We start from the raw sequence: 10,019 nt of genomic DNA, 5'->3' as shown, positions 1-10,019 counted from the left end.
TCCGTGAGTACGTTCTGGCTGCTGAGGAACAACGCTGACGGTGGCACCGAATACGTGTGTTTCCGTGGGGATGACGAATCGGTGGAAATGCTGGAGGGCTACCACCTTCCTCCGCAGATGCCGTTGATCAAGCGCCGCTCCTGGATGAACCGGGTGGATGCCCTCAGCTGCCGGAGCAGGCTGGAACGCAGCGAGGGTTTTCGTCACGGTGCGCCCCTCTTCTGAACAGGCCCCGATACGCTCATCAAAAGGAACCCGATCGACGCAATGGCAGCCCTGGGTGAATCAGGTCCCGATGCAAACGCAGATGATCCATTTGCCCGTCTTGGCCTGAGCCGTGATGCGGGCTTTGATCAGGTTCAGGCGGCCAAAGCACGCTGTCTCGCCGAGGTTTCCGGTGATGATCAGGCCCGAGCAAAGATCGAAGCGGCCTACGACGCCGTCCTGATGGCTCGCCTGCGGGACCGGCAACAGGGTCAGGTGAGTGCTGCTGCTGCGACTGCATCGGAGCGTGAGGCCATGGCGGGATCCATGCCTTCTCCGCCAGCTCAGGCACCGATGGGCAACGTGTTTGCGAATCTCCGCAACAGGCTGCCCGATCCCTCCCCGACCCTCTCCGGCCTCAAGCCCGACTGGACCCTGGTGGAAGGTCAGGGGCGTTCCGTTCGCCTGATCGCCGGGATCGTCGGCGTTGCTCTGTTGCTGGTCTCGGCAGGGAGCATTCAGTTGGTGCTGGCCCTGGCAACCATCGGTGTTTTTCTCAGTCAGGTTCGCCGTGGTCGCCGCCCACTGGCATCCCTGGGCTGGACGTTGCTGGTGCTCATCCTGGGCTTGGCGGCAGGCTCTTTGCTGAACCTGGCGCTCTCCCCCACTGCTGTTCAACAGCTGGCTCTCAGTCCCCTGCAGATTCAGGCTCTGCCTGCAGCTCTGCTGCTGTGGGCTGCAGCCCTGTTCCTGGCCTGAGCATCAGGCCGCCGTCGGTAGGCCGTCAATCAGCTCCTGCAGCTCCGCAGCGCTCACGTCATAACGGTTGTTGCAGAAGTGGCAGGTCAGCTCCGCGCCACCGTCCTTGTCACGCATGTCGGTGAGTTCGTCCCTGCCCAGCAGGAGCAGTGCCGCTTTGCTGCGTTCACGGCTGCAAGGACAGAAAAAACGAAGCTCCTGACTGGCCTCGGCATCGTCGAGGGGTTGGGGATCAAGGTCGGGGAAGACGTCCCGAAGCAGGTCCTCCAGCTGGTCTCCACTTGCCGCCAGCCGCTGACTGAATCCAGTGATCTCGCGGCAACGCTGTTCAATCAGCTCCACCAGGGCCGGCTCTTCCGCTGCTTTGGGAAGGATTTGAACCAGGAGGCCACCGCTGGCGTGGATGCCGCCGCTATTCACCTGCTCACCCACAAACACGGCTGAAGGAGTCTGTTCGGAGTGGAGCAGATAGGAAGCCACATCCTCACCGATGCCTCCACTGACGAGCTCAACGGTGCTGTTGAAGGGCTCACCCTTGCCGTCATCACGCATCACGTGGAGGTAGCCGGTGCCAGCGGCCTCCTTGAAGTTGAAGCTGAAATGGCCGGCTTCGTTTTGAATCGGGTCGAGTTCCAGGCCCGGCTCGCCCACGTAGCCACGAACGGTTCCGTTACGGCCGGCATCCACCATCAAGTTCTTGATCGGTCCGTCGGAGCCGAGGCGCAGGTTCACCCGGCCGTGGCGCACCTTCATCGAACTGGCCAGCATCAATCCAGCGGACATGGCCCGTCCGAGCATCACGCTGGTGAGGAACGACAGACCATGGCGCTCCCTCGCCTCACGCACGATGTTGGTTGTCGATACCGCCACCAACCGGATACCGCCCTCAGCGGCTGTTGCGCGCACCAGCCGGTCGGCCATATCCCATCGGAAGCTCAGGGCAATGTAGTCATCGGTTCGAGCCGCCCGCCCTGCAAGCGCAGTCTTTGGCAGTCCCAGTCCTGAAACAGCTCGGGTTCATGGGTGACCACGATCAACACCTGGTCACGGGCGAGGCCGGCGAGCAGATCAAGCACGTCCCGTCGCACCGACCAATCCAAACCTGCGGTGGGTTCATCCAGGAGGAGCACTTCAGCGCCGCGGAGCATCTGCACGGCGAGGGCAAGCCGCCGTTGCTGACCACCGCTCAGCCGTTCTGGCGCCGTTTTGGAGGCGATACTGTCGAGGCCAACCCGTTCGAGCACGCTCTGTTCGCGCTCATGACCGAGCCGCCGATGCCCGAGCCGCAGTTCCTGAGCCACGCTCAGCCCGAGGAAATGGCGCTCGGGAAACTGGAAAACGATGCCGCAAAGCCAGCGCAGCTGCCGTCGTTTCATTGCGCTGCTGTTCCAGCGGATGCTGCCGGATGTGGCTGATGCCAGGCCACTGATGATTTCCAGCAGCGATGTCTTTCCGGATCCACTGGCGCCAGCAATCAGCAGCGGCCGACCTTTCCCCGTCTGAAAACCGACGCCGTCGAGGATGGGGGCACCCGCAGTTGCAGGTGCATAGGTGATTCCTGAGAGCTCGAGCATGCGTTCAGCTTGAACGATGATGACGGTGTCGCGATGACCCCATGGACATTCGTTTTCGTGAAGTCGATGCCTTCAATTGCTGGTTATGGATCCGTTTTTCGGAACCACCCAGTCAGGGGGAACGGAATTACGTGGATGGCGTGTTCGACAGCTGGTATGTGATCGGGCGTTTGGGCGGCTTCAACGCAGAAAACCTGCAGGTGCATGACGCGGGCTCCGATCTCAGTTGGATGACCTACGACAACGATGGGGCTGAGTCGGCGATGCCAGCCCTGATGCACAACATGGGGCAGCTCGAGTACCAGAACGACTGGGGACGTTGCTGGGTTGATCTCGGTACGTCGGATGGAGTTGCCATCGATGTTCTGATCAATGCCCTGCGTCAACTGGACTCCGACGTGGTTCAGATCGAAGAGCTGGTCGTTGGTGGGGTCAATGAAAATTGGCCAGTTGAAGACCATCCAGACAGCGTTTTTCCTGCCGATGGCTGAACGCCGGCGCTTGCTTCTGTCGCCGGATCGTCTGGAGCAGGGTGGATCGGTTCTGCTCAACACCGAAGAGCAGCACTACCTGCGGAGAGTGTTGCGCCTGCGCATTGGCGAGCAGGTGGATCTGATCGATGGCTGCGGCCGGCTCACCACCGCAACCCTGATGGAAGCCAAGCTGCTCGAGCTCGATCGGCCAGCGCAACTGATTGAGCCACAGGCCCAACCTCAGCTGGGTCTGGCCGTGGCCTTGATGCGGCGGGGGATGGATGAGGTCGTCCGGATGGCCTGTGAGCTCGGGATTGATCGGATTCAGCCCCTGCGCTGCGATCGCTGTGTTCCCCAGGCCGACCACCGACCCGAGCGCTGGGCCACGATCATTCGTGAAGCGGTGGAGCAGTGCGAACGGTTGTGGACGCCACAGATGCTCGATCTCAAAGACCTATCTCAATGGATGGGAGATGAGCGGGGCCAGCGTCTGGTGGGGGTGACCCGTGAGACGGCACCACCGGCCTTGGATCAATGGTTGCGTCATCAGGCCGATCCTGTTCAGCTCACATGGCTCATGGTCGGCCCGGAAGGGGGCTGGACCGAAGAGGAACTGAAGCAGTTCACCCAAGCCCAGATTCAGCCTGTCCAGATGGGATCAACCATCCTGCGCAGTTCGACGGCCGCGGTGGCTGGTGCCGTGGAACTGGTTCGTTGGCGTGATCGGCTGATCAGCTCTTGAACAGATCCTGAGCGATTCCCCGGAAGGATTTCAGAGCTGCTCCAGGCCGGCGGCTGCGCTGGCGCAGTCCGCCACCAGGCATGAGATTGCTGGGGGCAAAGGTGGAGTAGGTCACCGCCGGGCGGGCTGCCTCTACTGCAGCCAGTTCAGCGGCGATCGCTTCTGCTGTGGTGAGTGAGGCTGCGGGCTGAGCGCTGGATGCAGCACTGGCTTCTGCAACGGTCTCTTCAACAGCTTCGGGGGCTGAAGGCTTGGAAACCACCGAAGGCTCGGAGGCTGCGACCACTGCTGCCTCGACCGGTGCGTCTTCGGTTGCTGGAGCCTCTTGTTGAGGCAGCTCGAGGGTGGCCGGAGCAGCGGCGTCATCCAGGGTGAGGAAAAAGCCCTTGTTGCTGTTGAACACCATCCGGTCGACCAGAGAACGAACGCACCCGATTCTCCCTCTGCAATGGCCGCAGGCAGGAGATGCTTAGGGCACTGCAACACGGTGTGATGTCAGCACTCTGGATTCAGGCCCTGCTGGTGAACACGGTTTTGATTGCCCTGGCGCAGCGGACATCTGTGCTCACCCGCAGTGGTTGGGTCCATGCAGCTGCCTTGGGCACGATCCTGTGGGGGTGTTTGGGGTGGTCGGGCTGGTTGGCCGTGGTCGCCTATCTCTGTCTGGGAAGTCTGGTCACCAAGATCGGCTTTCAGAACAAGCAAAACCGGGGCCTTGCCGAAGCCCGCGGTGGGCAGCGCGGCCCTGAAAACGTCTGGGGTTCTGCGGCCGTTGGAGCCTTCCTGGCACTGCTCATCGGTGCTGGTGTCGAGCTCCGTGAGCTGATGTTGGTTGGTTTTGCGGCGAGTTTTGCCGCCAAGTTGGCCGACACCTTCGGCAGTGAGATCGGCAAACGATTCGGGCGCACCACGGTGTTGATCACCAGCCTGCGGGTTGTTCCACCAGGAACCGAAGGAGCCATCAGCCTTGAGGGAACCCTGGCCAGTGCCGCCGGCAGCATCGCCATGACCCTGGTGATGCTGGCCCTGCAGCTGGTTCCTTCATGGCCTGTGGCAGGGCTGGTGATGCTGGTTGGCCTGGTGGCGACCCTCGGCGAAAGCCTGCTCGGTGCTCTGGTGCAGGATCGAGTGGCCTGGTTGAGCAATGAGCTGGTCAATGCTCTCCAGACCCTCTTGGCCGCAGTTCTGGCGATGCTGCTGATGGTGCTCTGATCAGCTGGTTTGGATGGGCATCAGACCATCGCGCTGGGCCCATTGCTGCAGCAGTTGAACTCCCTCATGGAGATGAAGGCGCAGGGATGAACGGCTGCAATTTATGGCCTGTGCCAGATCCTTGAGGGTCTGGCCTTCGATCAAGTGGGCTTGCAGCACCGTGCCGGCCAGGCCATCCACCTGGTGCAGCACGCTCTTCAGCCAGTCCAGGTGTTCATCCTCCGCCCTCGAGCTTGCTGGCTCTCCAGGGCTGGCAGACAGGTCGACGACCTGGCTGGCTCCATGGCTCTCAACGGCGGCAGCCCAGCGCTCTGGTCGAACCGATAGTTCGGTTGCAAGGTCCTGATCGCTGAGAAGCGGTTGCCGGTTCTGTTCGCGTTCCCGCTGGATCTTCATTCCGGCTGCGTAAAGATCACGCAGTCGCCAGGGAATCCGAATGGTGCGTGATCGATCGCGGCGGTAGTGGAGGATTTGGCCGGTGGCCCGCGAGAGCAGATAGCTGCTGGGGCGGAGGCCTCGTTGTTGATCAACTCGTTCAAGGCCACGGATCAATCCAACCCGGGACTCCTGCAGCAGGTCGTCGAACTCTTCAGGCCCGCGTTGCTGTTGGCGACGGCCCGCGCAGTGGGCCAGGCCCAGGTGCTTGAGAGCCTGCTGATTGCGTCGTGCAATGCAGGGCGGCAGTCCACGCCGGGACTCCTGGTGCAGGTGACGTTGAGAAATCAAGGGATCAGTGCAACTGATCCAACGGTTCAACCCTCAGCCCCGAAGCGGTTGGCCCTTTGGTGCCGCAGATCGGCACTTTCGTGCCGGATCATGGGTGCAACGGTTTTGGATGGATGGACTGGCAACCAGAAGCACTGGCAGCACTCAAGAAAGATGTTCCGTTCTTCGTACGGCCTGCTGTTCGTAAACGTGTTGAGGCGATGGCGGATTCAGACGGACGTTCCGACATCGACCTGGATTTCTACAAATCCGCCAAGCAGGCCATGGCCCCGAGCTGATCCTCAGGAGGGGTCGAGATCGCAGCGCTGCAGTTCCGGCTGGGTCAAGCGGTCAACGATGCGTGCCATATCCAGGGCTGTGAGTTCACCGTTTTCGTCCCACTTGAGCGTGGTTTTGCGCTGGGCAGGGGGGTGGCCGGCAGCGCGTTGTGCAGAGCGGTCAGGTCCCAAGTCCGATCACCAATGTCAGGAGAGCCACACATTAGTCGCCGCTGCGGGTCTCGTTTACATGCTGATAGGTGTTGATGTGTTATTCACAACGAGTCCGGCCCACTCCTGCAGAGGCGCCCATTGGCCTAAGCGCTGGTCGAGCCAGCGGTGGCCATTGGCATTGAGGTGGATCCCATCGGGTTCCATCCAGGTCAACCAGTCGGGCTCCTCCTGCATCTCCTGATGCATGGACAGGAAGGGCACATCAGCCTCACGGCACTGTTCGGCCATCACGGCCTCCGTGGCCGCGATCTGGCTGTTGCTGTACCAGAGGCAGCCGGCAAAGGGCATCACGTGTTCATCCACCGCAGTGAGGCCCAGCACAAACACCTGCACCTCCTGGGTCATCTCATTGAGAAGTTGGCTCAGGCCGAATGAAAAGGCCTCCACATCCAGTTGGGGTCTGCCGTCGGTCCGACCAACGCGGGCGGTGTCATTCAGCCCGATACTGAGCAGAAGTCCGCCCGGCGTTTGGCGACGAAGTTCGCCTCGGCAGCTCCATTCGCTGCGCCAGCGGGCGGCCACGCGTTCCAGGCCATCCCCGCGGATGCCCAGGGGGTATACCACTGGTGCGCTGGGTAGGTTCATCCAGCGCAGGCGCAGCCGTTGGCACCAACCACCCGCTTCACGGTCACCCCAACCATGCACGCCACTGTCCCCGAGCACGATCAGCTGACGGGGGGCGTCGTTCGCACCGCTCATAAGGCCATGGCCCTGCTGTTCCAGCTCCCCTGAAGTCGTTCTCCCAGGGTCTCACCCAGCAGTGTGAGCACTGCGGAGATCAGCACGATCCAGAGCACCAACCACCAATGAAACGAGCTGAGGGCCTCCATCAGCTGCCAGCCCAGACCAGCTCCCCCCACCATGCCGATGATCGCGGTGTCGCGAAGGATCACATCCAATCGGTAGGTCGCATAGGTGAGGTAAGCGCGACTCACATCCGCCAGGGGGCCGTAAAGCCAGCTCACCCGGTTGGTGGCGCCGCAGGTCTTCATGGTCTGGGCGGAACGCAATCCCCGGCTGCGGAGGTCGTCGATTAGCACCCGACCCATCACACCCCCGTGGTGCAGCCCCAGGGCCAGCCCCGCCAGGGCCAGGCTTGGTTTGGCCAGCATCAGCAGCAGGAGTGCGGTGAGAGGGGCCGGGATGAGTCGCAACGCGCCCCACATCACTCCCTGCAAACGCAGGCTGGCCTGGCTGGGCCAAACCAGCAGCAACAGCGGTGGAAGGCCGGTGGCAACACAACCGGCGATCAGTGTGATCCACACCGTGGCACCAATTACCCCGGGCCAGGAGATCTCAAGGGCAGCATTGATTCCCTGGGATCCCTCGATGAGGTTGCCGACAACCATCGACCACTGAGCCACTGGCCAGGCCAGCTGCAGATCCAGCTGTGTTCCCCAGCCAAGGGCAACCCAGGGGCTGGCCATGGCCACGGGAAGAATCAGCATGCGTGACCAGCTGCGCAGCGTTCGCAGCAGTCGGTCGAGCACCACCATGGCGATGGCCAGCATCCAAAGCCCACTCCACAGCTCCTGAAATTGGAGCGAGCGCAGGCTGAGGCTTAGGTCTGTCCCCAGTCCTCCGAGTCCGAAAACGCCCAGAATCAAGGCTGAACGAAGTGTGCAATCGAGGCGGTGGCCGATGTGGTCGCTGATCGGCTCTGCCAGCGGTGGGACTAGCCCGGTGAGCATCACGGCCCATGGCGTGGCGCCGGCTCCCTTGAGGACGGGAATTGCCGGTGAAACGTGGCAATCCACCTGATCGGCGATCACCCGCGCCATCAGAACCGTGTAGGGAATCGCGATGGCGCAGATCGCAACCCAGCCATTCAGCCCGAACACCTGCAGCAGCAACAGCCCCCAGACCAGTTCATGCACAGCGCGCAGGGGCGCCAGCCAACGGCGCAAGATCACCGCAGGCCAACGCACGCCCGCCTGGATTTCCCAGAAGGTGCTTGAGCTCAGGAGTCCGAGACCCACGCCGAGGACACTGCTGATGCCCCAGGACATCACGCCGATCACCAGGGTGATCTGGAGCCCGTTGAGCAAGCTGCCCAGAACGATGGGATTGATGGAGGGCTGCACGGCCCCAGCCGCGAACTGTTGAAGAACTGAAAGTCCCCCGCCGTGACCATCGCGCAACAGCACCCCAAGAACGCCGAGCAGGCTGAGGCCCGGCAGCAATGGGATCAGCGGCAGGGCTGGCTTCAGGCCGATGCGTAGAGCCATTCCAGCTGATCCCGATGAATGGTGTCTGGAGCCGCATCGATCACCAGGGCACCACCACGGAGCCCCAGAACCCGATCGAAACGGTGTATCAGATCCGGCCGATGCAGGCTGATCAGACAGCCCGGCAAGAGAAGCAGGGTGTTGAGAACGTCTTCTGCGAGGCTGGGATCAAGGGCGGAGAGGGGTTCGTCCGCCAGCACGAGTTCAGGCCGCTGATGCAACAGACGGCCCAGAGCCACCCGTTGGCGCTGCCCTCCGGAGAGCTCACGCACGGGCTGTTCAAGCAGATCGGCCTCCAGTTTCACCTGGTGCATCAGCTCCAGGCAGGTGTTTGGGTCCAGCGGAGCCAGCAGGTTGCGAATCGCCCAGAGCAGCCCATGGCGTCCCAGGGCACCGCTGTTGATGTTCTGGATCACACTCAGTTCCTCCACCAGGCGTAGGTCCTGCCAGAGCGTGCCGATTTGGCGCCGTTGCCGGCGGGACAACTGCTGATGGGGGCGACCACACCAGTGCACGGATCCTGCATCGGGGCTTAAGGCCCCGTTGCAGAGCTTGAGCAACGTGGTTTTGCCGGCGCCACTGGCACCGAGCAAAACCACACGCTGGTCCGCACGAAGGGTGAGGGTGATCGGTTGGAGCCGTTGCCCCAGGCAGGCCTGGTGCAGCTTCAGCAGCGCCGTCAACGGATCTTTCCGAGTTGGCGACCCACCGTTTCGATCATCACGTAGTCCTCGTCCTTGGCGGGGATGAAGCGTTCGGCACCGAACAACTCAAGAATCGTGGCGCCGTTCTCTGTGTCTGCCGACAGGTCCAGCAACGCGCTCTGGACCTTGTCGGTGAAACCTTCGCCAAAGCGCTCATCCAGACCGGGCCGTACAACCCAGTGGTAATCCACGTAGGGCGGTGTCCTCCAGATCACCGACAGCTTGCCGGGATCCACGCGGCCGTCCGCCACATTGCTGCGCCAGACCTGCTCGTTCAAGGCGCCCACCTCGTAGGCACCGCTCTGCACCACAGCAATGGTGGCGTCGTGGCTTCCGCTGAATCCAGGGCCGCCCCCCGCCAGATCCTCAGGGTTCACGCCGTTTTCCCCCATGAAGAACTGGGGCATCAGGCGGCCAGAGGTGGAACTCTCCGAACCGAAGGCCAGTCGGCGTCCCTTCAGCTCAACCAGTTGGTCGGCACTGGTGAAGGGGCGCAAACCACTGGCACCATTGGCGATGAACACACTGGTGAACTGTGCATCGATGTCCCGTTGCGCCAGCACCCGGGCTCCAGGCGTCTGCAGCCGGGCCTGCACACCGGTGAGTCCACCGAACCAGACCAGATCAAGGCTGCCGGTGCGGAAGGCACTCACCGCCGCCGCGTAATTGCTCACCGGCGCATACCGCACGGGAACATCCAGCTTTTCGCTGAGTTCAGTAGAGAGCGTGCCGTAGAGACGATTGAGTTTCTCGGGGTTCTGATCGGGGATGGCACCGATCTGCAGAACGGCCTGTTTGGCGTCGTTCTGGGGTGCGCCGCAACTGGAAACACTGGCCGTGAGTGCGAGTCCGGCAATCAAACCGGTGGCCACCACGGCCCTGCGTTCTCGTACAGACATTGAGAAA

The 10,019-nt window shown here is 62.3% G+C and carries 15 protein-coding genes; 6 read left to right on the top strand and 9 right to left on the bottom strand.

All coding sequences use genetic code 11. The features are described 5' to 3' along the window. Positions 1-3 precede the first annotated feature (3 nt). Both DXY04_RS10935 and DXY04_RS10930 read left to right on the top strand, forming a co-directional pair. Positions 4-225, top strand: coding sequence for a hypothetical protein (locus tag DXY04_RS10935; protein ID WP_115162081.1), 222 nt, complete (start codon positions 4-6; stop codon positions 223-225). A 42-nt stretch (positions 226-267) separates the two neighbouring features. Continuing rightward, on the top strand, positions 268-963 hold the full coding sequence (locus DXY04_RS10930) for a CPP1-like family protein (RefSeq protein ID WP_115162080.1): 696 nt from the start codon (positions 268-270) through the stop codon (positions 961-963). Positions 964-966: 3 nt separating this feature from the next. On the opposite strand, the gene hslO is transcribed toward DXY04_RS10930, so the two are convergent. Together hslO and DXY04_RS10920 are read right to left on the bottom strand one after the other, a co-directional pair. Next, positions 967-1,884 carry an Hsp33 family molecular chaperone HslO gene (gene hslO / locus DXY04_RS10925; protein ID WP_115162079.1) on the bottom strand — a complete coding sequence of 306 codons (918 nt, stop codon included), beginning with the start codon at positions 1,882-1,884 and terminating at the stop codon, positions 967-969. A 14-nt stretch (positions 1,885-1,898) separates the two neighbouring features. Next, complete coding sequence (locus DXY04_RS10920) at positions 1,899-2,537, bottom strand: ABC transporter ATP-binding protein (RefSeq protein ID WP_115162078.1); 639 nt, start codon at positions 2,535-2,537, stop codon at positions 1,899-1,901. Between the two features lie 41 nt (positions 2,538-2,578). On the opposite strand from DXY04_RS10920, the gene DXY04_RS10915 reads away from it, so the two are divergent. Both DXY04_RS10915 and DXY04_RS10910 read left to right on the top strand, forming a co-directional pair. Next, complete coding sequence (locus DXY04_RS10915; protein WP_115162077.1) at positions 2,579-3,028, top strand: DUF3531 family protein; 450 nt, start codon at positions 2,579-2,581, stop codon at positions 3,026-3,028. After that, positions 3,021-3,752, top strand: coding sequence for a 16S rRNA (uracil(1498)-N(3))-methyltransferase (locus DXY04_RS10910; protein ID WP_115162076.1), 732 nt, complete (start codon positions 3,021-3,023; stop codon positions 3,750-3,752). Before DXY04_RS10915 ends, DXY04_RS10910 begins: the two co-directional genes overlap by 8 nt. Here DXY04_RS10910 and DXY04_RS10905 read toward each other — a convergent pair. Beyond that, entirely contained in the window at positions 3,742-4,158 is a 417-nt protein-coding gene (locus DXY04_RS10905) for a hypothetical protein (protein ID WP_115162075.1), read from the bottom strand. The genes DXY04_RS10910 and DXY04_RS10905 overlap by 11 nt on opposite strands. A gap of 86 nt (positions 4,159-4,244) precedes the next feature. Between DXY04_RS10905 and DXY04_RS10900 the strand changes: the two genes are divergently transcribed. Beyond that, on the top strand, positions 4,245-4,964 hold the full coding sequence (locus DXY04_RS10900) for a TIGR00297 family protein (protein WP_244278667.1): 720 nt from the start codon (positions 4,245-4,247) through the stop codon (positions 4,962-4,964). On the opposite strand, the gene DXY04_RS10895 is transcribed toward DXY04_RS10900, so the two are convergent. Beyond that, positions 4,965-5,690 carry a sigma-70 family RNA polymerase sigma factor gene (locus tag DXY04_RS10895; RefSeq protein WP_170951412.1) on the bottom strand — a complete coding sequence of 242 codons (726 nt, stop codon included), beginning with the start codon at positions 5,688-5,690 and terminating at the stop codon, positions 4,965-4,967. A gap of 113 nt (positions 5,691-5,803) precedes the next feature. Between DXY04_RS10895 and DXY04_RS10890 the strand changes: the two genes are divergently transcribed. Then, on the top strand, positions 5,804-5,968 hold the full coding sequence (locus DXY04_RS10890; RefSeq protein WP_115082491.1) for a PCP reductase family protein: 165 nt from the start codon (positions 5,804-5,806) through the stop codon (positions 5,966-5,968). A 3-nt stretch (positions 5,969-5,971) separates the two neighbouring features. On the opposite strand, the gene DXY04_RS12300 is transcribed toward DXY04_RS10890, so the two are convergent. The 5 genes from DXY04_RS12300 to DXY04_RS10870 are packed head-to-tail and all read right to left on the bottom strand — an operon-like array spanning position 5,972 to position 10,012. After that, a complete protein-coding gene (locus tag DXY04_RS12300) occupies positions 5,972-6,139 on the bottom strand; it encodes a hypothetical protein (RefSeq protein WP_011364263.1) in 168 nt (55 codons plus the stop codon). Positions 6,140-6,193: 54 nt separating this feature from the next. Next, positions 6,194-6,880, bottom strand: coding sequence for a GDSL-type esterase/lipase family protein (locus DXY04_RS10885; protein ID WP_115162072.1), 687 nt, complete (start codon positions 6,878-6,880; stop codon positions 6,194-6,196). Next, positions 6,877-8,409, bottom strand: a complete 1,533-nt coding sequence (locus DXY04_RS10880) for a phosphonate ABC transporter (protein WP_115162071.1) — start codon at positions 8,407-8,409, stop codon at positions 6,877-6,879. The genes DXY04_RS10885 and DXY04_RS10880 overlap by 4 nt, the downstream gene beginning before the upstream one ends. Then, entirely contained in the window at positions 8,388-9,092 is a 705-nt protein-coding gene (locus tag DXY04_RS10875; RefSeq protein ID WP_115162070.1) for an ATP-binding cassette domain-containing protein, read from the bottom strand. The genes DXY04_RS10880 and DXY04_RS10875 overlap by 22 nt, the downstream gene beginning before the upstream one ends. Then, positions 9,089-10,012 carry a putative selenate ABC transporter substrate-binding protein gene (locus DXY04_RS10870; protein ID WP_115162069.1) on the bottom strand — a complete coding sequence of 308 codons (924 nt, stop codon included), beginning with the start codon at positions 10,010-10,012 and terminating at the stop codon, positions 9,089-9,091. The genes DXY04_RS10875 and DXY04_RS10870 overlap by 4 nt, the downstream gene beginning before the upstream one ends. Positions 10,013-10,019 lie beyond the last annotated feature (7 nt).

Origin of the sequence: Synechococcus sp. UW86 (assembly GCF_900474085.1) — a bacterium.
Taxonomy (GTDB): Bacteria; Cyanobacteriota; Cyanobacteriia; order PCC-6307; family Cyanobiaceae; genus Parasynechococcus.
This window is presented reverse-complemented; position numbering and strand designations above follow the sequence as displayed.

Bases quoted from the DNA above. Each gene is read 5' to 3' on its own strand.
- DXY04_RS10930 (WP_115162080.1), top strand. From the start codon at position 268: ATGGCAGCCCTGGGTGAATCAGGTCCCGATGCAAACGCAGATGATCCA.
- hslO (WP_115162079.1), bottom strand. From the start codon at position 1,884: ATGGCCGACCGGCTGGTGCGCGCAACAGCCGCTGAGGGCGGTATCCGG.
- DXY04_RS10920 (WP_115162078.1), bottom strand. From the start codon at position 2,537: ATGCTCGAGCTCTCAGGAATCACCTATGCACCTGCAACTGCGGGTGCC.
- DXY04_RS10915 (WP_115162077.1), top strand. From the start codon at position 2,579: ATGGACATTCGTTTTCGTGAAGTCGATGCCTTCAATTGCTGGTTATGG.
- DXY04_RS10910 (WP_115162076.1), top strand. From the start codon at position 3,021: ATGGCTGAACGCCGGCGCTTGCTTCTGTCGCCGGATCGTCTGGAGCAG.
- DXY04_RS10905 (WP_115162075.1), bottom strand. From the start codon at position 4,158: ATGGTGTTCAACAGCAACAAGGGCTTTTTCCTCACCCTGGATGACGCC.
- DXY04_RS10900 (WP_244278667.1), top strand. From the start codon at position 4,245: ATGTCAGCACTCTGGATTCAGGCCCTGCTGGTGAACACGGTTTTGATT.
- DXY04_RS10890 (WP_115082491.1), top strand. From the start codon at position 5,804: ATGGACTGGCAACCAGAAGCACTGGCAGCACTCAAGAAAGATGTTCCG.
- DXY04_RS10885 (WP_115162072.1), bottom strand. From the start codon at position 6,880: ATGAGCGGTGCGAACGACGCCCCCCGTCAGCTGATCGTGCTCGGGGAC.
- DXY04_RS10880 (WP_115162071.1), bottom strand. From the start codon at position 8,409: ATGGCTCTACGCATCGGCCTGAAGCCAGCCCTGCCGCTGATCCCATTG.
- DXY04_RS10870 (WP_115162069.1), bottom strand. From the start codon at position 10,012: ATGTCTGTACGAGAACGCAGGGCCGTGGTGGCCACCGGTTTGATTGCC.